Genomic DNA, 22,230 nt, shown 5'->3' with positions numbered 1-22,230 from the left:
CGAAGGAGGATTATCATGAAACTTGTTAAACGTAACTCATGGCCAAGCGATCCGTTTTTCGAAATGGATCGACTTTTCAACCGCGCTTTCGGCTCCAGCGATCTATGGCCGTCAGCCTTCAAGAGCGCTGCTCACCGGGATTTTCCCTTGGACGTGCACGGCGACGACGACCACTACTTCGTGACTGCCGAGCTGCCGGGAGTTTCCAAGGATGCCATCGACCTCAAGGTAGAGAATTCGGTGTTGAGCATCTCGGTGAATGTGGAGGACAAGTCCGGAAACGGTGAAAGCAAGCGTACGATGACGCGCAGCATCACGGTGGGTGACGACATCGACATCGAAGGCGTCTCCGCCAAGCTGGAGAATGGCATGTTGCAAGTCAGCTTGCCCAAGGCCGAGGAGCGACGTCCCCGTAAAATTGAAATCTCGTAATGCTAGGAAAGGAGGAGAATCACTCATGAACTCAGAACTTGCTACCACGCAAAACAAGCAGGCAACGAATGAAGAAAAGACGTATCGTAAACCCGAATACGTCGTGCATTCCGAAGACAACGCCTATCGTTTGGAGGTCCACCTTCCCGGCGTGCCCAAGGACGGTGCCCGCATCACCCTCGACGGTAATCTGCTGAGCATCGATGCGGAAGCGGTCGAGGTGGCTCGCGATGAATGGAAGACCTACCGTCGCGAGCGACCGGACGGAGACTTTAGATTAAGCCTGGAGTTGAATGTCGATATCGATGAGAGCGAGATCAAGGCGAAGGTGGAAAACGGCGTTTTGACCGTGAATCTTCCCCTCGCAGCGAAAGCCGCAAAGCGCACGATCGCTATCGAATAGTATAGGTATGTCACGAGCGTCTCTCTCTCGCAGGGAGACGCTTTTTTTGGCTTTGCGGGAAGCGGGAAAAGCTGAGGATTTCCGCTTTGCCGCGGGTCTCCAAGCGCAGCGCGCGCTTGCGTCACTGTCTTGAATGAGTAAACTATTGTTTCTATGGATTCCGAGCCGAACGACAAGTTGATTCCGAGGTGGCGGGCTCCGGGGGCGACCGACGAAATTTATGATGTTTCGAAGGCGGCGATGCTCGCCGGAGTGACTTCCCGCACCTTTTTAAAGTACTACCGCATGGGCTTGTATCAGTCGCTTGGAGACACCCAGCGACAGGGGTACCTCTTTGATTGGGACGCGGTTTACCTAGCCCGGCAAGCGGAGCGGGTTCGCTCCGAACTGGGGGTGGATATGCGAGGAGCGATATTGGTTGTGAAGCTCAAGCAGGAAAACGAAAGCCTGCGCGAGGAGCTGCGCTTTTGGCGCCGTTAATCGGGCTTCCCATTCGTTTTAGGGATAGGCAATTGAAACTTAACTAGGAAAGATGTTTGCAGAAAAAGAGAATCGAACGGTTGGAAAGTCGGGCCGCTCCAAGAGCGAGGTTTGGCTCAAGCGAGCGAATCGAATCGAAGCAGCCATCGCGAAAGAGCCGTGGCTGCCGATTGGGCTTCGTAGCCTTCTGGCTATCGAAATACCGGAGGTGTGCAAGGATCTGAAAAGCGGCCGCCGCGCCCGGGCTTGGCGAAACGTGCACCGTCTCGCCCTCATGAGCTTTCGCTACGGACCGAGGTTGCTTGACTCGGAAGCGGTAGCGCAATTGCGGATACTCGACTTGGAAATGTCGGAACCGTCCACCCACGGCAGCCACCTTACGGTAGGCAAGTCCATTGGGGCTGCTTAGCCCTTGGGAGACGTTCCTTTAGCTTGTTTACAACGTGCCGGCCGGAGGATTCGGAACCGCGACGCAGGAGCGTTCCCCGTTCCCCATAAACAAAAAAACGGCCGCGAACTGAAACGCGGCCGTGATTGTTTGTAAGAACGATTTTGAAGTGGACTGGCGTTATTCAACGCGAAGGGCCAGATAGCCGGTGCGGCCTCGGCTGTAGACGAAGAGCTTGTTGACTCCAGTGCGGAGAAGGTCGCGTGCGTCAGCGACGGTTTCTACCTCGTTGTCGTTGATTTCGAGGATGACAGTGCCTTCGCCTAGAACGCGTGCGTAAGGAGAATCTGGAGACACGCTGACGATGGCTAAGCCGTCGATGTTCTTGGGAATGCGGTAGCGTTCGGCGATTTCCTTGTCGATGACAGCGACTTCAACGCCTTCCACCAGCTCGTTCGCTCCCATAGCGAAGCGGCCGGAAGCGCTGCCTACGGTGATTTCGAGGGTCTTAGGTTTGCCGTCCCTGAGGATGTCGAGTTCGATCTTGGTGTCCGGAATAGTATTGCCGATGCGGATACGGAATTGGTTGGCGGATTCGACTTTTTTGCCGTCGACCGCTACGATAATGTCGCCGCGTTCGATACCGCCTTGATCGGCTGCGGAATCCTCTTCGACGTCGTTGATGAGCACGCCCTTGGAATTTTTCATATTGAAGGCCTCGGCGATGTCTGGGGTGACGTCGGCGATGCTCACGCCGAGGAAGCCGCGGCGGACCTCGCCGCTGTCGGCGAGTTGTTGAGAGATGCTGATGGCGAGGTTTGCGGGGATGGCGAAACCGATGCCGATGTTGCCTCCGCTGCGGGAAATGATGGCGGAATTGACGCCCACGAGTCGCCCTTGCGAGTCGATGAGAGCGCCGCCGGAATTGCCGGGGTTGATGGAGGCATCGGTTTGGATGAAGCTCTCGTAGCCCCGTTCGCCGTAAATGCCGATGGCTCGGTTGGTCGCGGAAACGATCCCTTGAGTGACGGTGAGCCCGACGCCCATGGGGTTGCCGATAGCGAAAACGACGTCGCCCACCTCGATGTTGTCGCTGTCCGCGATACGAATGGCGGGAAGGTCGTCGGCTTCGACTTTAAGGATGGCGATGTCGGTGAGGGGGTCGGTGCCCACAACTTTAGCTTCCAGCTCGGTGCCGTCGCTTAGCTGCACGAGGATTTCGTCCGCGACGTCCTCGCTCTGCCCGGTCACGACGTGGCTGTTGGTGATTATGTAGCCGTCTGCGCTGACGATGACGCCGGAACCGATGCCCTGTGGCATGCGGCGTTCCTCAGGTTCGCCTTGTTGTTCGTAGCGAGGTGCGGGAAGGCCGAAAAACCGCCGCAGCAGCTCGTCCTCGGGTGACATCCCTCTGCCGCCGCGGGCGACCTTGACGATACGTGCGGTGTGCACGGATACGACGGATGGGGTTGCGGCTTGCAGCATGTTGGCGTAGCTGTGCGGCATGAACTTGTCGCTCCTGTCGATGGGATTCGAGTCGACTTCGAGCTGAAGCGAATCTGCGTAGCTCGTTGAAATCGCGGTAGTTGCGGCAAGGGCAAGGGCGAGAGTAATCTTTGGGAATCGTTTCATTTCTAATTTCCTATTTGGGAGTCGATAGGTGGCGTTTGCGGCCACGTTCCTACTTGCTCATGTACCCAGCAGTCGAGGTGCCAGAAGAAATTTTGTCGGCGTAAGCTGTTGCTAGGCAGGAGGTATGTGACTTGCGCAGGGACGCTGGGTTCCGCGGTCGCGTGAATTTATGTCACAATCGTCTCCGAGCAGCTGTGCCAGTTTTTGCCAGCCCCTGAGGTGATTTTATGGGAGCAATCGCGGGGCCGTTCAAAGCCCGCAGGTTGGCCTCCCTTGCGCTTCTTCACTGGGCTACGTGCTTAAGGCTCCCTCTCTCTCCCTTGCGAGCCGCAGATTGGATTCGAGAGTCTGAGACTGGTTCCGTGCCTGGAATTTGGATACAGGGAGTTCGCCGTGGGGTTGTCTTAGGCATCTTCCGGCAGGCCGTATTTTTCGACGACGAAGTCGATGTCCTTGTCGCCGCGTCCGCTGAGGTTTACGAGAATGGACTGGCGCGGCTTTTCTTGGGCGAGCTTCATGGCGAAGGCTACGGCGTGGGCGCTTTCGAGGGCGGGGATGATGCCTTCGAGGCGGCTGAGCTGGTAGAAGGCGTCGATGGTTTCCCGGTCGTTGGCGTCGCCGTAGCTCACTCGGCCCTTGGCCTGCAGCATGCAGTGCTCGGGACCGACGCCTGGATAGTCGAGACCGCTGGCGACAGAGTATACGGGAGCGGGATCGCCGTTTTCGTCCTGCAGCATTTGGCATTTGAAGCCATGGATGACGCCAGGCTTGCCGAACTTCATGGTACAGGCGTGTTCGCCGGTCTCGTAGGAGCGGCCGGCTGGCTCCACCCCGTAGATGGCGGTTTCCTGGTCGTCGAGGAAGGCGGAGAAGATTCCCATGGCGTTGCTGCCTCCGCCCACGCAAGCGACGACGTTGTCTGGCAGTTCGCCGGTCATCTCCAGGAATTGCTCGCGGGCTTCGATGCCAATCACGCGTTGGAATTCGCGCACCATCATAGGAAAGGGGTGGGGGCCGACTACGGAGCCGATGCAGTAGATGGTGTTCACCGGGTCCTTGAGGTAGGACTCGAAGGCGGAGTCGACGGCTTCCTTGAGGGTCTTGAGGCCGTGGCTGACGGGCACGACCTCCGCCCCTAGAATCTTCATGCGCACGACGTTGGGGTGTTCCTTGGCGATATCGACCTCGCCCATGTGTATCTCGCATTCGAGTCCGAAATAGGCGGCAGCGGTGGCGAGCGCGACTCCGTGTTGGCCAGCTCCGGTTTCGGCGATGAGGCGTCTCTTGCCCATGTGTTTGGCGAGCAGGGCCTCGCCCATGCAGTGGTTGAGCTTGTGGGCGCCGGTGTGGTTGAGGTCTTCGCGCTTAAGGTAGATGCGACCGCCGGTTTCGTCGGAGAGGCGTTGGCAGTAGTAGACTGGAGTGGGGCGCCCCTGGAAGTGCTTGCGGATGCTGCGCAGCTCGGAGATGAAGGCGTGCGATTTGCTGATGGTGTAGTAGGCGTCGGTGATCTTATCCATTTCCTCCTGGAGGTGAGGGGGGATGAAGCTACCTCCGAATTCGCCGAAGAGTCCGTCTTTTGTGGGTGTGGTTTTGAAGTAATCGCTCATCTGCTTTGGTCTTAGGGTTTGCGGTTTAATGCCATGAGGCGTGCTAGGCAGACGAACGTAGAATGCTTGCGGAGAAAGGGTATTAGTCAGCGTTGCAGCTGCCAGTAGGCTTTGGCGCGGGTGGCGGCCGATTCGCCGCTGGCATCCTGCGATGCGGCGTGCCGTGAGCAGACAGCTCTGCGATCCAGGGCGATGGCGCCAAGCTACATTTGGATGCCTTGGTCTTCCTCGGTGAGGGCGAGTTGGGCGACTTGCTTGAAGAGGTCGGAAACGTAGACGAGGCCGATGACGCTGCTTTCCTCGATCACGGGAATGCATTCGTGCTTGCCGGTTCTCATGTATAGCAGCAGCTCGCTCAGGGGCGTTTCCTTGGTGGCGGTGGGGATCCCTTTTTTCATGACTTGCCCGACGGTGAGCGAGTAGTTTCTCTCGACGGCCTCGCTGAGGGCCTCTTGGGAAAGGTGGGCGTTGAGTCCGGAGAGGCCGGCGACGACGCATTCGGGGGTAAGGATGCCGGCGAGGTTCCCCTGTTCGTCGATGACGGCGATGGCGGCGGTCTCGGCTTTGTGCTGCTCGCCGTAGAGCAGGAGGGCGAGCGCTTCTTTGAGGTTGTGCTCGGTGCTGATGCGCAGGAAGCGTTTGGTCATGAGGTCGGCGGCGGTTTGCATCAGACTTTGGGGAGTTCCTTTTCGGGGTTGAAGCCTTTCAGGCGGCCGATGCCGCGGAGGAGATCCATCTGGGTGACGACTCCGGTGATCTGGCCGGACTCGTTGAGGATGGCGAGCATGAGTTGCTGGTTCGCGATGGATTGGCTGACGAGCTCGTGAAGTGGCGTATCGACGGTGAGGCGAGGCAGGTCTGTCTGGCAGAGGTCGGTAATAGGATCGTGGAAATTGGTTCGTAGTTGCTGGCTCAATACGTCTTCGTTGAGGGTGGTAGCTTCGTCCTCCTTGATCGATGAGCCGAGGGCTTTGAGCAAGGTCCAAAGGTTGAGCCCGCCGTAGAGCTTGCCCTCTCGGTCTTGCAGGAAGAGCTTTCGAGCGGCTTTGGTCTTGATGTGCTTGTACATTTCGGAAACGAGCCAGGTGGCTTCGCGCAATTGGTGCTGGTTTCCGAAACGCAGGAGACGCGGGGTGAGCAGTTGCTTGGCGGTAATGGTCTTGTCCGGCTCGGCTTCCGGAGCGGGCGCGTCGGAGAGTTTGCGATTCCGTTCCATCTCGACCATGGAACGGGCTCGCGCGAGGGCGAGCTCGGTTGATTGGAAGAGGCGGTTGTCTGCGTAGAAGATGTTTTGCTCGCCGATGCGGTTGCGCAGGCCGGAGCCGGTCATGACTTTTTTGAGGTCTTCTTCGATGCCGCAAACGACGAGCTTGAGATCGCGCTCCTTGAGAATTTGCCAGAAGTGCTCGAGGATGGCCATGGCGGTGCTGCCGACGGTGCGCAAGCGTTTCATGCGCAGGATGACCACGCGGGTCTTGGGGGTGATGCAGGATAGCAGCTCGTAGTCGAGGTCCTCGGCGGCGGCGAAGTAGAGGTCACCTTCCATGTTGACAGTGACGACCTCGCTTTCAGGGGCGCGGTTGAAGGGGACTTCGTCGATGGTGGAGTCTTCGTTGAAGACGAGTTGGGTGAGGTCGGTGGTTCCGGTGGTGCGGAGTAGCAGTATCAGGGAAAGGGATACGCCGACGATGATTGCGTATTCGAGCGGGAGGACGAGAGTGGAGGCGAGGGTGCCGAAGAGCACGATGCGAGAGTTGCGAGTGGATCGCCAGGTGACCACAAGGCGCTGCTTGTCGATCATGGTGTAGGCGATAACGATGAGGATGCCGGCGAGGCTGGCCTTGGGGATGTAGTTGGCTACGTCGGCGAGCAGCAGGATGGTGAGGGCGGTCCAAAGGGCGGAGAAGACGGCGGCCATACGGGTGGCGGCCCCGGACTTGAAGTTGACGGCGGTGCGAGTGAAGGAGCCCGAACCGGCGAAGGAGGAGAAGAAGGACCCGACCAGATTGCCGGCGCCCTGGCCGATGAATTCGCGGTTGAAGTCGAGTCGCTGGCCGGATTGGGAAGCGACTGCCCGGGCTATGGAGGCTGCTTCGATAAGGCCTAGGACAGCGAGGGCGACGGCTCCCAAGCTGAGCTCGTGGGCGAGTTCGAAATTTGGGGAGAGGATTGTATCCGGAAAGTGGATCATGTTGGCGAAGGAGGCTTGGATGGGCTCGAGGTCCTTGACGATTTCCACTCTCCATTCTCCGACGCTAGGTTCGTGCCAGCCCAGCAGATAGGAAAAGGCGCCGCTTACGACGACGGCGATGAAGGCGCCAGGCAGCTTGGCGTTGAGGCGAGGGACGACGATTACGAGGGCGATGGTGAGGATCCCCACAGCGAGGGCGTAGGGATTGGTATTGCCGATTTGCTGGAAGGTGGCTCCGATCACCTGGTAGAAGTGCTCCGGGCGCTCCTGAAACTGGATACCGATCAGGTTCTTGATCTGGTTGAAGGCGATTAGGATGCCGGCGCCGGCAGTGAAGCCGATGACGACGGCGTGGGAGACGTACTTGATAATGCCTCCGAGGCGGAGCAGGCCGAGGGAGAGCTGGATGGCGCCGACCATGAAGGTGAGCAGCAGGACTATTTCGAAGCGGTCGAGGCCGTACTTTTCTGGCAGGTGGGCGACGAGGCTGAGGATGACCATGCAGATGGCGTTGGTCGGTCCCGTGACCAAATGGTGGGAGCTGCCGAAGAGAGCGGCCACCACGCAGGTGATCATGGCGGTATAGAGTCCGTAGATAGGGGGGAGCTCGGCGATGACGGCGTAGGCCATGGCCTGGGGAACGCCCATCACGGCGACAGTGAGGCCAGCGATAGCGTCGGCCTTCAGGTGGGTTGAAAAGTATTTCTTTGTTTGGGAGGGGAGGCGCTCGAGTCGGGAGTGGATGGCTTTCATTGGGGAGGGGATTTCCTTAGGTTGCTGAAAATCCGAGAAGTTTCAAATCGTGGCGACCGTTCGTGTCCCTGTGGCCGCCGATGGGCTGTAGTGTTGGTGAGGATACTCGAGTTGGAAAATTGGATTTAGTAGTTTTCTGTAGGCACTAAGTAGAAGGCGAAGCCGCCTTGTTGCGTGGGCCTAGGGGCAATATGAACTTCGTTTCGCTGCACTTGGAATTGGCGGAATCTGGTGTAAGTATATGAATGTTTATGCCTTGTCTTCGGCTGGTTGGATTGCTTGCCGATCTGAGGGGCCGCGCCAGGGTGTGTGTGCCCTTGGGTTTGCTGGCGTTCGCATTGGCATGTGGGGAAGCCGCGCAAGCCCAGGACCCTGCCAAAAGGGTGCTGGCGATCGGTCCGTACGCGGAAGACGTTCCGTTCCAAGCTGGATTTATGGCGGGGCTGGCGGAGGGCTTGGGAGCGGAGACGGTTTTGTATCGGGAGTATTTGTCCTATCCCACTTTTAGCGGAGCGAGCCATGAAGCGAACTTTGAGCGCTATTTGCGGGAGAAGTACGTGGAGCCGCTCGATTTGCTGGTTCTGTTTGGCGACGGGGCGACTCGTTGGGGCGAACGGTTTAGGGCTTTCCATCCGGAGGCGAAGCGCTTGAACTTGGTTTCCAGCGTCGAGCTGGAGCGGAAGCGAGCGGAGCAGGACGTCTCGGGATACGTGCTCCTGCCGGAGCAGAACTTCGCGGAGGCACTCGACTTCATTTGCTCGGTGGATCCCGGGACGAAGATTCGCGTCGTGCACGACGAGCTCAGCGACGGGAGCGAAAACAGTGGCGAGCTTTTGGAAGTGGCGGCGAAGCAATTGGGGGTTTGGGAGCGGCTCGATTTTATCGGGGGAAGCTTTGGGGAAATCCGAGAGCAGCTTGAAGCTTTACCGCAGGGGAGTCCGGTGGTGTTGACTCCTTATTTCCGTGGTCGGGGGGGAGAGCCTGCTGTTCCAGCTGTTACGATGCCGCATCTCATCGAAGGCCTTGACCTGAAATTCTACACGATGTGGGACACCTTGATGCTGGAGGGCGTTTTGGGAGGTAAGATAATGATCTCGCGAGAGGTGGGGCGCATGGCCGCAGCGCAAGGGTTGCGCTTGCTGAGAGGAGATGCCTTGCTGCCGGCGGACGCTTACGGCGCGGGTTTGTACGCTTTCGCCTTCGACGATCGCTTGTTGCGTCGGTTTGGCATGGAGGAGTCGCTTTTGCCTGCGGGCAGCGTGTTGTTGAATCATCGCCCAAAGTTTTTGGAATCTTACTTTTGGCAAAGTTTGCTCGTGGCGTCGATTTGCGCCGGGCTTTTGGTTTCGACCTTGGTTTTGCGGGCAGTGGTGCGACGACGAACGCAAGAGCTGGTGCGTCGTAACGAGGAACTGAATACGACCTTGATGCAGCGCAACCGCCTGAGCGATATCGGGCGAAGCATGACGATGTTGGCCCATGACCTGAGGTCGCCCATTTGCACGATCAAGACTTGTAGCGACCTGCTGACGGGAAAGTCGGAGATCGGAGTCGACGACGAATGGCTGGTTCAGCGCATGAGCGATTCTACCCGCAAGTCGCTCTCCATGATCAGCGACATGCTAGATTACGTGCGCACTTTGGAGCCCAAGATCGAAACGGTATCTGCGGAAGAGTTTATGGGGATCTTGAATAGTGAGATCCTTCCATTGTGTGACGATTTGGAATGGGTGTCGGTCGAATGCCGTCTATTGGGGGAGGGTGATGTCAGTCTGGATACGGTGAAGGTGAGTCGAGTGGTCGTGAACTTGGTCAAGAATGCGATAGAAGCCTTGGGCCAAGCGGAGGTGGCGAATCCCGTGGTGGTGGTGACGGTGGAGGTCTCTTCGCAGGAGACTTCTATTTCCGTCTCGGACAATGGTCCCGGAGTCGGCAAGGAAATTGCGGAGCAGCTTTTCGAACCCTTCAAGACGAGCGGGAAGCGATCGGGCACGGGCTTGGGCCTGGCGATTGCCAAGGAGTTTGTGCAAGCCCACGACGGAGCGATTTCTTGCGAGACAGAAAGAGGAAAGACGGTGTTTGTCGTGCGGATACCAAACCGAACGGAGGGCGCTCGGGAGAAGGTACCGCGCGAAGGGGTCTCCCTGCCATCCTAGGAAAAGTCTCGTTGTCGGGGATTCTGCATCCCGGCTGGGGTTGGAGCCCGTTTTGTTTGCCTGCGTATCAGGAATTTGGATCTCTGCAAGATTCTCGAGGTGGCTTGATGAGTCGCCGCTAGAAATTCGGGTTGAAGTAGAAGGGGGGAGTGGCGGCCTGCTCGAGCTCTTCCCCACGGCGTTTTTCCTGCTGCTGGATCCATGTTCTCGCTTGTTCGAGAGTTTGGCAGATTTGGAACTTCCAGGTGAGGTTCAAGCGAAGGCAGGTCGAGATGTATCTTTCGTAGAACTCCCGAACTTCGGGATTGGAGCCGATGTGAATCACGGAAAGATTCTTCATGTAGTATCCCATGCCGATGTCGTGGGATGCTATTTCGTTTATCCCGTTGGGCGGAAGCACGATGGAGGTGATCTCGGATCCGTCGAAGATCTGGTAGTGGGCTTTGTCGCTGCGTGGGCTGTTGGAAAAGTGCCGGTTTTTGGCAGCGATTTCATCGATGCGGACGTCGCCCCAGAAGCGGGCGTAGAATCCGTTGGGTTCCCATTTGGTTTCGAAAGGCATGTTACGAAGTCGAGTTGTCTGCTTCGGCGAGTCCATGCGGTCTGCAGCTGAAGCGAAGTGAGTTGGTTCGTTCCTTTGGACTTAGGAGAGGCCGAGCTTTGTCACAGTTTTTTTGGTCGGGCCGAAGTTTGCTGGCATCTAAGGCTGCAACGGGGGGCTTGCCCGGACATGAAAAAACCACCCCGAAAAAGGGGTGGTTTCAAAAAAACGGGGGGCGCTGCGGTCCTAGTCGGCGGAGCGGCCGCGGACGGGTTCGGAGATGAGCTTCTCGTTGGGGATGATGACGAAGCCGCCGTCCTTGCGTTTGAGCTTGGTGGTGACGGGTCCGATGCCGGCGATGGTCATTTCTTCGCCTTCGAACTCGATTTGGGTGCCGACCTTGTAGATGTCGCGGGAGTAGACGCCGGAGACGATGCTGCCGGCCATGCGCTTGAGTCCGAGTCCGAGAGCGAGCGCGAGGGCGAGCGCGAGGGCTCCGAGCAGGATCTTGACGGTCGCGTTGAGGAGCTCGGTTTGGATGTTTATTTTGGAGAGGGCGACCGTGAGGATGAGGATGAAGATGAAGCCGAAGATGACCTTGGAAAGGGTGCGGGCGTACTCGAGCCCCATTTGGTCGAGGGCGTTGAAGACGGCGTTTTTGATGACGTCGGCGACGATGAATCCGAAGAGCAGGATGAGCGCTGCGGTGAGCGCGTTGGGCATGAAGGAAATGATCGCGATGATGATGTCCGAGATGTCCTCGATGGAGGCGGACTGGGCGGCGATCTTGATGACGAACAGCATGGTCAGCCAAAAGACCAGGGTGGCGGTGAAGGCTCCGGGGCTGGCTTTGATGCCTGCGCGCAGCAGCTGGGCGGTGAAGCCGGACCGTTCAAGCAGGTTGTTGACTCCCAGCTTGTCGAAGATGATGCGCACGATTTTGGAGAGGACTTTCGCGATCGCGTAGCCGATGAGCAGGAGGATGAGGGCGAGCAGCAGCTTGGGGAGGAACTGGGCGAAGTCGTTGGCCATCTCGGTGAGGGCGGAACGAACTTCTTCGATGAATCCGGAGAAGGAAAAGTCGGCGGCGGCTAAGGGGATCATGGCTGGAGGAACTTGAGTGTTGGATGGAAAGAGGAGGGGGCGGGCTAGGCGCGGTAGTCGGCGTCTTTTTCACCCACGGCGTTGGCCGCTACGGCCATGAAGCCCATGAGCACGGCGGGAAAGCCTTGGAAGACGAAGGAGGCGGTGTCCTTGATGGCCTTTTCGTGCAGGCTGCGCTCGATGACCTTTTCGACCCGCTGTGGGTTGGGCTCGGGCGTGTCGGTGAGGCCGGCCTGCTCGAAGAGGAGCTGGAATTCGGCTTCGTCGAATGAGAGTGCGTGTGAGCTGTCCATTTTTTGCTTAGGGCTGTGGGGAAAGGGGTTGCGGCGCGTCGGTGGCGGTGCGCTCGTAGGCGGCCTTGAAGGCTTCCATGGCGCGGTAGTAGCGCATCTTGGCGGCGGAGGCGCCAAGGTCCAAGGTTTCTGCGATTTCCTGCAAGGTCATTCCCAGCATGAACTTGTAGGTGATGATTTCTTTGTCCTTCGTTTTAAGTTGGTGCAGCGCCTCCTGGATGCGGGCGTTGTTTTCGGTTTGGTGGAGGCTGCTTTTTCCGGTGGCGGGACTCTCTTCTTTCACGTGATCCTCGTAGGCTTCCTGTACTTGGCGTTTCCTCACGATCTTAGAGATGCGGTTGCGGCAGTAATTGTGCACAATTTTATACAACCAAGTTTTGAAGGCGGAGCGGCCTTCGAACTGGTGGATCTTGTGGAAGACTTGGATGAGGGCGTCCTGGGCGACTTCCTCGGCGTCTTGGGGGGAGCCGATGGTTTTGAGGCAAAAGTTGTAAACCAGTCCTTCGTAGCGGCTTACGAGCGCCCGGTAGGCTTCGACCTCGTCGGGGAGCTGGCATTTGCACAAAGCGACCAGCTCGTCGTCCGAAAGCTGGTCGAGAGGGAGGGTTTCCTGCGGCGGTACGAAGCGTATCTGGTTGGACGACAAGGTGGTAGAGATGGCTCGGAGGCGTTTATTGGGAAATCACTGCTAAGCTGATGCGCTTTGGGGAGGAGGAACAGTAAAAAAAAGCGCGCCGTTTTCGGCTGGTGGCTGGAACCTAGAGTGTCGCCTTTTCTTGGCGAGGGGCGAAGCGGGACGAGGCGTATCGTTCGGTCGGATACGTGAATGGGGTCTTTGGGTAGCGGAAAAGCTGGGGGTTGGGGACTTGTGTGTTGTGGTGGGGCTGGAAGGGGCTTTTTGTGATTTCGAGTGGAGCTTCGCTCCTCAGCTTATGGGATTAAACATATACGGCAGTCTGATTGTTCTGCACTTGGTGTCGGCTTGCGTGTGGGTTGGCCTGCTGGTGGCGCTGTCTTGTTCGCTCTTGCCCCAAGCGGTTAGGGAGCGGGATGGTGCGGCCTTTTATCGAATCGAGGCCCTTTACTCCACGGTCGGAATGCCGGCTCTGTTTTCTACGATAGCGACGGGGCTCGTGTTGGGCTATCTGCACTTGCCGGATTTCGGTGCTTGGTTGGATTTCTCAAACCCCATGGGGAGGCTGGTTGGGCTGAAGCTGATCCTGCTTGCGGCGCTGCTCGGCTTGGGCGTCGACTTGCGGTTCAGGCTTTTTCCGAAGGTAGAGAAATTGGGGATCGGCGCGCTGCGGTGGCACGCGGCCCTCATTACGGTCCTTTCGCTGCTCTTGGTTTTCGTGGGCGCCTCCTTTCGTATCGGTTGGCTCTACTGAGTCCCGGCATCCGCAAGCTGGATTTTTTCTAGGGCTGGGAGGTCGAGGATGGCTCCTTGACGCTGAGGATAAGGGCGAGGCCGATGCTTGCCACGGCGCAGCAGGCCAGGAAGGTGCCTTGGTTGCCCCATTGCTCCACGAGGAAGCCGAACGACAGCATGCCGAGGAGGTTGCCGGTCGCTCCTGCGTTGGAGAAGAGGGAGGTCGCTAGCCCCATCTGATTTGGGGCGAGGTCCTGGAAGTAGAGGATCGCGACGTTGGAAAGGATGGCGAAGGAGGCTCCGCTCAGTAGTTGCAGGGCGTATACATGCCACGGGGAGGAGGAGAGGTAGAGCCCGGCAAAGTAGAGGCTGGTGATTAGGAAGCCCAGCTTGATGAGCATCAGTTGGTGGCCCCTGCTTGCGAGTTGCCCGAACCAAATCATGAGGGGGATTTCAGCGACGGGGCCGATTGCGAACACGATGCCGAGATCGCTCTCCTTTCCGTTGAGGCTGCGCGTAATTGCCAGCGGCAGGTTCATCATGTTGATGGCGTTGGCGGCGAAGACGGCGGCGAAGGAGAGAAAGCTGAGCAGCAATCGCGGGTGGCGCAGGGTTTTCCATAGGCTGGTCTGGGGACTGGAGCGGTCGGGCCTGGCGGGCTTTTTCTCGGGGACGAAGCGAAGGATGCCAAGCAGGAAGAGCGCGTAGAGAAGGGATGCGGCGAGGAAGAGGCCGCGGAAGCCGAACGCTATCAGCATGGTGGCGCCGAGGGCAGGGCCGACTGTCCACGAGAAGGAGAAGGTGACGCGTACGACGCTTAGGCTGATGCTGGAGGTCTTTTGCTTGTCTCCAGAATATTGGTACGATTCCCGAACGTGGGAAAAGAGCTGGGCGAAGCAGATGGAAGCGACCGCGTGCAGGCTGCAGCCGATAAGCAGCAGGATAAAAGGGTCGCGTACAAGGGCATAGCCTGCGAATCCGGACACGCCGCCTAGGCTGCCGACCAGCAGCATCCGCCGGCGGGAGAAGCGAGTGTCGGAGAGTCGGGCCAGGCCCGTGCTGGCGAAAATGGCGCAGAGCGAGGTGGCGGTCATGAAGAGGCCGAATTGTCGCGGGCTCATGCCAACCGCTTCCAGCCCCCATTTTGAAAGGAAGGGTACCGCGAACGAGAAGGCGGTGCCGAGGGCGAAGGTGGACGCCAGCAAGCCCGTGAAGTGAGGCTGCCGGTGCAGCGCCAAGAGGTAGTGTTTGGAGGAGAGCAGAGGCATCGCTTTGGAGGAGGGATCTAAAGCCCTGGGGCAGGGGCTTGAGGAGGTTCGGAAATTCTGACGGTAGGAGATCCCTGGCCCGTCGGTTGAACGCCAAGCACTTTTCTGGGAAAGGGTTGCGAATATCTGAATCCTGCCTACTCTCTCCTTTCCGCCTCCTCGTTTACTCTCCTGTGAAAGCGCTATGAAAAGACTTTGCCAATGGGCTCTCGCGAGCATTTGCCTGAGCTTGCTCTCCTCCGCCCAAGCCGACATTGAATTTGTCTATCTGATCAAGGAAAAGGTCCACCGGCAGTTCGGCAACGAGCCGGCTGCAGGGCCGGTGGAATGGGGCTTTGGGGCCGGGGTTTCGGGCGACGCCCAAGTCTCCGCTGCGAGCGTGACCTATCCCGGTTCGGACGGCGCGGTGGCGATTTCCGGCGCGGAGGGCTCCTTCGACCTGGACCAAGACGGGTTCGCCAGCAAGGAGGAGATGGACGCGGCCTACCCGAACGGCAGTTTCTCCCTGAGCGTGACCAACCAAGGCTCGCCCGAGACTTTCGGTCCGTTTGCGGTCACGGGTGACAGCTATCCCGCTGCTCCGCACCTGACGAACGTAGCGGATTTGGAGGCGCACGATTTTTCCCAAAGCTTCGAGCTGACTTGGGCGAGCTTTAGCGACGCGGATGCCAGCTCCCGCATCATCTTGCAGGTTTGGGACGATGCCAACGACCAGGAGATCGTTTTCGAGTTTCTCGATTCCAGCGCCACGTCTTTCACAATCCCGGCCAACACTTTCAGTTCGGACAATTACTACAGTTTTGACCTGCTCTTCGTGGACGAAACCGCTCAGCTCGGTTCGCCCGAGTCCGTTATCGGGTATCTCGCCACGACGACTTACGAGCTTTCGACGCAGACCAGCGATACTTCGCTAGGCCTCTACAAGTGGAAGCGACACCAGCAATCCGCTCAGGAACTGGTGGAAGCGGAGGGCTACCGTCCCTATGCTTTCGTAAGCGAGGGGACGCGAGAGGTTTCCTATGCAGAGCTCAACACTCCGGCAGGCAACTACGGCCTAGTCCCCCTAGGGCAGAGCTTGTTTTTCCTGACCGACTCCTTTGGGACGAAAGAAGTTCTGGATGCGGCGTATCCAGACGGTGAGTACCGGTTTTGGCTAAACGAGGATGGTGAGAACCGTTCCTATGGTACGTATTATTTTTCTGGAGACGAATATCCCGATGCTCCTCGATTGACGAACTACAACGAGTTGCAACGCTTCGATGCAACGCAGGACCAGCTGGTCAGTCTGGATATCCCAGCGGGCGGAGTGGACCGAGTCGACCTGCGTCTTCTAGGTGGCAGCGGCACTTTGGTTTGGGCCGAAACCTTAGGGGATGGCATAAGCAGCGCGACGATTCCCGCCGACACGTTGGTTCCGGAAGAGAACTTTCAGATCGTGGCTATCTACTGGTCTTCCCAGTTTGAAGCCAGCAAGCCGCCCGCGGAAATCGGTTTTGTCTCCTCGACCTATATGCTGGGTCAAACCGCTTCTGAGAACAGCAGCGGCGGCGGAGTCGAATTGGCTTTTTTAATAAAGGAACGCGTCTACAGCCAGAGCGACAACAACGCCGCCACGGAACCGATTGCCTGGTCTTTCAACGCAGGCGTTCAAGGCGCGTCGGACTTGCAGGGGGCCTCCGTAAGCTATCCTGGAGGATCTGAGATTCTGACTGGAGAGCCCGGCGAATACGAGAGCGAGGAGCACACCTTCGCAAGCCAAGCTTTGCTCGACGCGGCTTTCCCCGATGGAAACTACACCATGAGCGTAACGGTCGATGGGACCGGGTCGGACCTTGGGCCCTTCAATATCTCTGGTGGAAACTACCCTGTGGTTCCGCAGTTGCAAAACTTCGAAGAGCTGCAGGCCCACGATTTCTCCCAGCCCTTCGATCTGAGCTGGAACAGTTTCACGGGAGCGGCGGCTGACGATTTGGTGGTGGTTCAGATCTATGACGAAACGGGCGACCAGGAAATTGTATCCGAATTCTTAGACGCGACTGCGACTTCTTACCAACTTCCGGCTAACTTGCTTCAAGAGGACCGTTTTTATGAAATTGAATTGCTCTTCTTGAAGGCGACGGACGGTTTCGGATCGTCGGAAGCAATCGTGGGGTACTTGTCTACGACTACGCTTTACCTTTCTACTCACACCAGCGAATTTTCTCTGTGGCTATCTGGATACTTTGATTCCGGCGAGTTGCAGGATCCCGACATTGCAGGCGAAAATGCGGATCCGGATGGCGACGGTCAGGACAACTACTTCGAGTTCCTCGCCAAGTTTGACCCGAGCGATAGCAGCTCGCGTTTGCAGCATCGTATCCAAGATGGGGTAATACGGTTCTGGCCTGTCAACCCCGGCGTTTTCTGGGAGGTTCGTTTCAGCGACGATCTTCAGGCTTGGAATCCCGTGGATCAAAGCGTGTATCGATTTGATGGAGACGCGATCGAGTTCGATGTGGATGACTCTTCCGGCTCCGCTTTCTACCGATTTATTCTCTTGGAGGCTCCGCCTCAAGACTAGGCCCGAGAAGGTTGTCGCGGCTGTCCCTCCCGGTTAGGCCTCGCTTGCGGGAGGGACAATTGATTGTAGATTATCGCAGTCGCACCGAGGAATGTTGACGTATTGGAAAATTGGGTATGTCTGGGGGAATTGATCCAAGTCGCTTAAGCGTTATGAGCCTACTGGCCAACGTTTCCTTGGCCGGGGTGAAGCTGCTGGTTGGCTTTTTTGGCAACTCCTTTGCTCTGGTAGCGGATGGGGTCGAGTCCTTAGCGGACATCGTTTCTTCGGCTATTGTTTGGACTGGCTTTCGCGTGTCTGACAAGGATGCGGACCACGAGCATCCCTACGGCCATGGTAAAGCGGAGGCAATCGCGGCCCTATTGGCGAGCGTCGGGCTTTTGGTTTCCGCCTCGTTTATCGCCTATCACGCGATTGGCGAAATCGGCCGGTCGCATGAGGTCCCTGCGCTTTTTACGGTCCCGATCTTGCTCGGTATCATTTGCATCAAGGAGTGGCTGCACTTCGTGTTGCGGAGATCGGGCGAGCGGATGGGCAGTCCCGCTCTCAAAGCGGAAGCCTGGCACCATCGAAGCGATTCTCTGACCTCGATGGGGGTACTGCTAGGCATCTGCATCGCCGTTTTCGCGGGGCCAGGCTACGAGGCGGCAGACGACATCGCGGCGCTGCTGGTGACGGGACTGATCGTCTTCAATGCGGTTCGTATTGCTCGGCCTGCCCTTGACGAACTTATGGATCGGAGGGTAGACGATTTCCGGATCGACGCGATCGAAGAGGTCGCCCGCTCGATAGAAGGTATCGAATGTTTGGAGACGATTATGGTGCGTCGTAGCGGACGGCAGTTCGTTGCTGAGATACACATGGAAGTGGCTCCGGACATGACGATCGAGAAGGGGCACCGGCTTTCTCACCGGTTGAAGGATGCCTTGCTGGCAGATCCAGAGTTGAGGCTCACTCATGTAGTCGTGCATGTGGAGCCGGCGGAGTGACCCTAGGTAAGAAGAGGAGGGCTCTAGGGGGTTCTCTGATGCATGGCACCTCGTTGACAATTTGCGGCCTTGTCGTAACGTAAGCGGCTCTTTTTTTGCCGTAAGATGCCCGTTAAATACCGCTATAATCCGAAGGCTCGCATTCTCGAGGTCGAATGCAGTGGCGTACTGGTGGTCGATGAAATCATGCAGTACTTCGAAGACATTCGGAATGATCCAAGCGTTACTAAAGAGGCGATCGAGTTGGTGGACCTCTCGAGGGTGCGCCACTTCAACGTCGATTTCAAAGACGCCTCCAGCATGCCAGCCGGCTATGTTTCCGCTCACGTTGCCAAGGAGATCAGAGCGACCATCCTCTTTGGCGCGAATTCGCTGAACGAGGGATTGGCGGAGCTTATCAAGGCTCACTTCCTGCACAGTATGCCGGACCACTTTTTCACGGTGGTGAAGACTTGGGACGAGGCTCAATCCCTTGCTGCCCACGTGCATACTCAGCGGGACTCGGCCTAGAGCCGGCGTCTCGGTGAAATTGAAAGCGGGAGACCCCAAGGACTGTCGACTGGTTCGCCAGGCTCGCCCGAGGCCATGCCTGTTTCCAATTCATAGCCGTCTGCTAGGACTTTTGCGGCTCCGGCAGGGCGTTGAGGTATTCAAAGAAGCGTTTTTCCGAATCGGTGTCGCCGATGAGGATGAGTTCGTCTTCTGCGGAAAGGGGCTCCCTCGGTCGCGGCGGGGCTTGCAGGCCGGACTCGCTGCGCACGGCAATGACGTTGCAGCCGATCTTTGCTCGCAGGTCTTCCTCGGCGAGGGTACGACCGTGCAGGCTGGGCGGGGCTTGCACCTTGAAGATGTTGAGCCCTTCGGCGACCATGAGAATGTCGCTGTGCTTGAGGAAGTTGAAGATAATGTTGGCTCCGATGGAGGCGTAGGAGAGCACGATGTCGGCGCCGGCTTGGTGCAGCTCCCCGATGGTCTTGTATTCAGAGGCGCGGCAAACGATCTGGATGTCGGGGCGAAGCTTGCGGCAGAAGATGGTGAGGTAGACCTCGAGGTCGTCGTTGTGGGAGGTGATGATGACGGAGCGAGCGTCGATAATCCCGGCGGAGTGCAGGGTTTCGAAGTGGGAAGCGTCGCCGGTGATGGCTCGCGATCCGAATTGCTTGGTGGCGCGGGCGGAACGGTCGATGACGCGGTAGTCGGTGTCGCGGGCGTCGAGGGTTTTGCAGACGGCGGTGCCGACGCGACCGGCCCCGATGACGATGACGTGTCCTTCGTCCCTGCTGGTGTTTCGGTAACGTTGGTCGAAGAGCTCGAGCTGAGCTTCGGATCCGGCGAGCAGTAGCACAGTGTTGGCGTGTATGACGGCGTCGGGCCGGGCGGTGGTGAAATCGCCGCGTTCCCAGATGCCGATGACGTTGATGCCGGCGTTTTTGCGCAGGTTGGCTTCGGCGAGCGTCTTGCCGACCAGTTCGGGGGAGTCGGCGAGTGCTTCGGCGATGAGCAACTCGTCGAAGTTGGCCACCACGTGGTGCAAGGAGCTGCCGCCGATGGTGCGGCGGGCGAGGGCCTCGCCGATGATGTTAGCCAGCTGGAAGGCTTTGTTGGCGCCGGAGAGGCGGATGACTTCGCTGGACGACTTGGAATCGGCGGCCGAGATTATGGGAATCTTTTCGTGCAGGGAGCGGATCTTGAAGGCGTGACGAGCGTTTTCGAAGTCGTTGCCGGTGAGGGCCACGATGGAGGCGTGCTCGAGGCGGAGTCGCTCGTAGCTTTCCGCTTGGCTGGGATCGCCGGCGAAGGCGTTGATGCCGATGTCGGTAAGCTGCAGGCACTCGTCGGTTTCTGGGGTGAGCAGGGCGTAGGGGATGCCGTGTCGGTCGAGCTTCTCGATGAGGGTGGCGGAAACGGAGTCGTGGTTGAGCAGGACCACGTGGCCGCTGACGGATTCCGGAAGGCGGTCGCGCACGATGCGCTTTGTGCGGCTCTCTACCCATGGGGCGTAAAAGAATTCGATGAGGGTGAAGGGCAGCAGTATGAGCAGGAAAATGACGCCGGAAAGCAGGACCAGAATGGAGAAGAGGCGGCCGATGTCCGAGTGGAAGGTGATGTCGCCGAAACCCAGGGTAGACATCACGGTGAGGGACCAGTAGAAGCCGGTGAGCCAAGAGTGCTCCTGGCCCTCCCAAGCCATCAGCACGTGAAAGACGACACTGAATATGATGACGAGGGCGACGAGGGTGAGGAAGAAGCGTCCGAGCAGTCGCAAGTTTCGATGGCGGGACTCGCCTTTCTTGTAGGCGGCAAGGCTGGAGGTGAGGAATTTCAAAAGAGCTGGCGGGTGGTTTGGTTTGGGGAAAGATGCGGGAACACCTTCTCCACCGGCGCCATGAACGCTACGAGGATGGCGAACGGGAGAGCGGTGCGCCAATGAGAGGAAAAAGCGGAAATCGAGAGCGCTGTCAACTGGAGTGGGCGACGCGAAAAGCGTCCCCTTTTCGCTTCGGAGAGGGCAACAAACCTAGCGCCGCGCTTTAGCCGGCGTCCGCCCTGCAGGATCTGTCCACTGCGGTCGCTGGCTTGTAGCTCAGCGTTACGTCGCATGCGACATTGGAAGCGTGACAGGGCACTATGGGCATCGGGCATAAAAAAGCTCCGGATATGCGCTTATCCGGAGCTTGTCGAAACCTGTATCTTTAATCAGGAGAGCTTATCCCTCTTCATTTTGTTGCTCCAGTCTCTGATCAATTGTGAGACCTCGTAGGCGACTTCTTGGTTGGCTCGGAATGCCCTTGCCGGATCCGATAGGAAGGAATCGTTGCGAAGTGTTTCGGCTCCCTCGCGGACGATCGTTCCGTTAGCGTCAAGCACGCGGTAGTCGAATTTGATTCGCGGAGTGTAGATTTCCTTAACGACTCTGGGGAAGCTTGCCTCCCGATGCGGCTCGTACTCGCCCGCCAGGTCGATGTTGCGCACGGTCACCTCCAGTTGGTAGCTAGGCGGAAGCCAGCTGTTTGCCGATTCAGCGAAAACTGAACGGATACGGTCGAGCACGACTTGCTGACCTTTGTCGCTGTTCATGCCGTCGTAGTCGATGTCCGCGAATTGGCTTGGCTCGTGAAACGAGACGCGAATGTTGTCGCTGGCCGTTGTGGTCGCTCCGGAGCTCGGAGTCGTGGCGATTGCTGAGAGTATTGTCAGTAGGGCCAGTTTCTTAGCGATATTCATAGTTTCCTCCATCCCTTCTCTGTATCGATGATTCGTATACGGTTTTGCTGCCCTTTCGGGGCAGTGCCCTCGGGGGCTTCATTCAACTGATATTTCGATACGACGAGCCTTGGCGGATTCAGTTTTTGGTAAGACGAGCCGCAGTTCGCCGTTCTTGTACTTGGCCTTCACCTTGTCTCTTTCGACTTCGCAGGGGAGCGGGATGACTCGCGTGAATGATCCGTAGCTGCACTCGCTTATATGCAGGTGGCCCTCCTTGCGTTCATTGCGTCCGCTCTTCTCTCCGCGAATGGTCAGATAGCGGTCGTCGAGATCGACTTGGAAGTCTTCTTTGGCGAGGCCGGGGAGTTCGGCGACTATTTTGATGGTAGTGTCGCTCTCCTCCATCTCGATGCGTGGTCCGCCGCCGAAGCGAATGGGATTCCAGAATGGATCTTCCTCAGCGAGCGCGTTCTTGGCCTCCTTGCGTTGTTCAGGTTTGAGCCGTGATATCCACCGGTCGACAGTTTCTCCGATTTCCTCGCGGAGTTCGCCGAGCGATTCTTTCCAGTGCTGCGGTATGAGTTGGTTGGTCATCTTTCGTTCCTCCTTCTTGATTGTTAATGTCCACCTCAAAGGTTGGCAAAACTGCAGCTTTCATCATGCATCGCGAATGCCAGCTCTGGTGTGTTTGTAACATGTTGCAGCAGAATAATATGTGGGGATTTAAGTCGGTATGGTTGTGTCGCTTGGACTCAGGGCTGCGTCAGGTTGACGCACTGTTCGGAATTGGGTTTCGCCGATCCTGTTTTGTGGAACAGCGACAGAAGGTTTGGCTAAGGTTCTAAAAAACGAAG

At 57.9% G+C, this 22,230-nt stretch carries 22 protein-coding genes; 9 read left to right on the top strand and 13 right to left on the bottom strand.

What is annotated here, in order from left to right:
• The first annotated feature begins 15 nt into the window (after nt 1-15).
• The 4 genes from IEN85_RS17150 to IEN85_RS17135 all read left to right on the top strand — a co-directional run bounded on the left by IEN85_RS17150 (nt 16) and on the right by IEN85_RS17135 (nt 1,724).
• On the top strand, nt 16-432 hold the full coding sequence (locus IEN85_RS17150; protein WP_191618332.1) for an Hsp20/alpha crystallin family protein: 417 nt from the start codon (nt 16-18) through the stop codon (nt 430-432).
• A 25-nt stretch (nt 433-457) separates the two neighbouring features.
• A complete protein-coding gene (locus IEN85_RS17145; protein ID WP_191618331.1) occupies nt 458-835 on the top strand; it encodes an Hsp20/alpha crystallin family protein in 378 nt (125 codons plus the stop codon).
• A 153-nt stretch (nt 836-988) separates the two neighbouring features.
• Nucleotides 989-1,315, top strand: coding sequence for a chaperone modulator CbpM (locus IEN85_RS17140; protein WP_191618330.1), 327 nt, complete (start codon nt 989-991; stop codon nt 1,313-1,315).
• A 52-nt stretch (nt 1,316-1,367) separates the two neighbouring features.
• Nucleotides 1,368-1,724 (top strand): hypothetical protein, encoded by a 357-nt coding sequence (locus IEN85_RS17135; RefSeq protein ID WP_191618329.1) that lies wholly within the window; start codon nt 1,368-1,370, stop codon nt 1,722-1,724.
• 159 nt (nt 1,725-1,883) lie between these two features.
• On the opposite strand, the gene IEN85_RS17130 is transcribed toward IEN85_RS17135, so the two are convergent.
• The 4 genes from IEN85_RS17130 to IEN85_RS17115 all read right to left on the bottom strand — a co-directional run bounded on the left by IEN85_RS17130 (nt 1,884) and on the right by IEN85_RS17115 (nt 7,889).
• The gene (locus tag IEN85_RS17130; protein ID WP_191618328.1) at nt 1,884-3,335 is read right to left on the bottom strand and encodes a Do family serine endopeptidase; all 1,452 of its coding nucleotides are present in this window, start codon (nt 3,333-3,335) and stop codon (nt 1,884-1,886) included.
• Between the two features lie 404 nt (nt 3,336-3,739).
• Nucleotides 3,740-4,945, bottom strand: a complete 1,206-nt coding sequence (gene trpB, locus IEN85_RS17125) for a tryptophan synthase subunit beta (protein ID WP_191618327.1) — start codon at nt 4,943-4,945, stop codon at nt 3,740-3,742.
• A gap of 203 nt (nt 4,946-5,148) precedes the next feature.
• Entirely contained in the window at nt 5,149-5,613 is a 465-nt protein-coding gene (locus tag IEN85_RS17120) for a CBS domain-containing protein (protein ID WP_191618326.1), read from the bottom strand.
• Nucleotides 5,613-7,889: a SulP family inorganic anion transporter gene (locus IEN85_RS17115; protein ID WP_191618325.1), complete on the bottom strand. Its 2,277-nt coding sequence runs from the start codon at nt 7,887-7,889 to the stop codon at nt 5,613-5,615. Before IEN85_RS17115 ends, IEN85_RS17120 begins: the two co-directional genes overlap by 1 nt.
• A 338-nt stretch (nt 7,890-8,227) precedes the next feature.
• On the opposite strand from IEN85_RS17115, the gene IEN85_RS17110 reads away from it, so the two are divergent.
• Nucleotides 8,228-10,045, top strand: a complete 1,818-nt coding sequence (locus IEN85_RS17110) for a sensor histidine kinase (protein ID WP_224772699.1) — start codon at nt 8,228-8,230, stop codon at nt 10,043-10,045.
• 118 nt (nt 10,046-10,163) lie between these two features.
• Here the strand turns inward: IEN85_RS17110 and IEN85_RS17105 are convergent, their stop codons facing one another.
• The 4 genes from IEN85_RS17105 to IEN85_RS17090 form a co-directional block, all read right to left on the bottom strand.
• Nucleotides 10,164-10,607: a hypothetical protein gene (locus tag IEN85_RS17105; RefSeq protein WP_191618323.1), complete on the bottom strand. Its 444-nt coding sequence runs from the start codon at nt 10,605-10,607 to the stop codon at nt 10,164-10,166.
• 225 nt (nt 10,608-10,832) lie between these two features.
• Nucleotides 10,833-11,690: a mechanosensitive ion channel family protein gene (locus IEN85_RS17100; protein ID WP_191618322.1), complete on the bottom strand. Its 858-nt coding sequence runs from the start codon at nt 11,688-11,690 to the stop codon at nt 10,833-10,835.
• A gap of 44 nt (nt 11,691-11,734) precedes the next feature.
• Nucleotides 11,735-11,983, bottom strand: a complete 249-nt coding sequence (locus IEN85_RS17095; RefSeq protein WP_191618321.1) for a hypothetical protein — start codon at nt 11,981-11,983, stop codon at nt 11,735-11,737.
• Nucleotides 11,984-11,990: 7 nt separating this feature from the next.
• A complete protein-coding gene (locus tag IEN85_RS17090; RefSeq protein WP_191618320.1) occupies nt 11,991-12,629 on the bottom strand; it encodes an RNA polymerase sigma factor in 639 nt (212 codons plus the stop codon).
• A gap of 286 nt (nt 12,630-12,915) precedes the next feature.
• On the opposite strand from IEN85_RS17090, the gene IEN85_RS17085 reads away from it, so the two are divergent.
• Entirely contained in the window at nt 12,916-13,371 is a 456-nt protein-coding gene (locus tag IEN85_RS17085; protein WP_191618319.1) for a CopD family protein, read from the top strand.
• Nucleotides 13,372-13,399: 28 nt separating this feature from the next.
• Here IEN85_RS17085 and IEN85_RS17080 read toward each other — a convergent pair whose 3' ends face one another.
• Nucleotides 13,400-14,620, bottom strand: coding sequence for a sugar efflux transporter (locus IEN85_RS17080; protein ID WP_191618318.1), 1,221 nt, complete (start codon nt 14,618-14,620; stop codon nt 13,400-13,402).
• Nucleotides 14,621-14,804: 184 nt separating this feature from the next.
• Here IEN85_RS17080 and IEN85_RS17075 point away from each other — a divergent pair, with 184 nt between their 5' ends.
• The 3 genes from IEN85_RS17075 to IEN85_RS17065 all read left to right on the top strand — a co-directional run bounded on the left by IEN85_RS17075 (nt 14,805) and on the right by IEN85_RS17065 (nt 18,679).
• Nucleotides 14,805-17,180 carry a hypothetical protein gene (locus IEN85_RS17075; protein ID WP_191618317.1) on the top strand — a complete coding sequence of 792 codons (2,376 nt, stop codon included), beginning with the start codon at nt 14,805-14,807 and terminating at the stop codon, nt 17,178-17,180.
• Between the two features lie 152 nt (nt 17,181-17,332).
• Complete coding sequence (locus IEN85_RS17070; RefSeq protein ID WP_191618316.1) at nt 17,333-18,169, top strand: cation diffusion facilitator family transporter; 837 nt, start codon at nt 17,333-17,335, stop codon at nt 18,167-18,169.
• 105 nt (nt 18,170-18,274) lie between these two features.
• On the top strand, nt 18,275-18,679 hold the full coding sequence (locus IEN85_RS17065; protein WP_191618315.1) for a hypothetical protein: 405 nt from the start codon (nt 18,275-18,277) through the stop codon (nt 18,677-18,679).
• 103 nt (nt 18,680-18,782) lie between these two features.
• Here IEN85_RS17065 and IEN85_RS17060 read toward each other — a convergent pair whose 3' ends face one another.
• The 4 genes from IEN85_RS17060 to IEN85_RS17045 form a co-directional block, all read right to left on the bottom strand.
• Nucleotides 18,783-20,495, bottom strand: a complete 1,713-nt coding sequence (locus IEN85_RS17060) for a potassium channel family protein (RefSeq protein WP_191618314.1) — start codon at nt 20,493-20,495, stop codon at nt 18,783-18,785.
• Complete coding sequence (locus IEN85_RS17055; RefSeq protein WP_191618313.1) at nt 20,492-20,770, bottom strand: hypothetical protein; 279 nt, start codon at nt 20,768-20,770, stop codon at nt 20,492-20,494. The genes IEN85_RS17060 and IEN85_RS17055 overlap by 4 nt, the downstream gene beginning before the upstream one ends.
• Nucleotides 20,771-20,866: 96 nt before the next feature.
• On the bottom strand, nt 20,867-21,394 hold the full coding sequence (locus IEN85_RS17050; RefSeq protein ID WP_191618312.1) for a DUF3016 domain-containing protein: 528 nt from the start codon (nt 21,392-21,394) through the stop codon (nt 20,867-20,869).
• A 78-nt stretch (nt 21,395-21,472) separates the two neighbouring features.
• The gene (locus tag IEN85_RS17045; protein WP_191618311.1) at nt 21,473-21,970 is read right to left on the bottom strand and encodes an Hsp20/alpha crystallin family protein; all 498 of its coding nucleotides are present in this window, start codon (nt 21,968-21,970) and stop codon (nt 21,473-21,475) included.
• Nucleotides 21,971-22,230 lie beyond the last annotated feature (260 nt).

Origin of the sequence: Pelagicoccus enzymogenes (assembly GCF_014803405.1) — a bacterium.
Lineage (GTDB): Bacteria > Verrucomicrobiota > Verrucomicrobiia > Opitutales > Opitutaceae > Pelagicoccus > Pelagicoccus enzymogenes.
The sequence above is the reverse complement of the archived record's forward strand: the minus strand, read 5'-3'. Positions and strand labels throughout refer to the sequence as shown.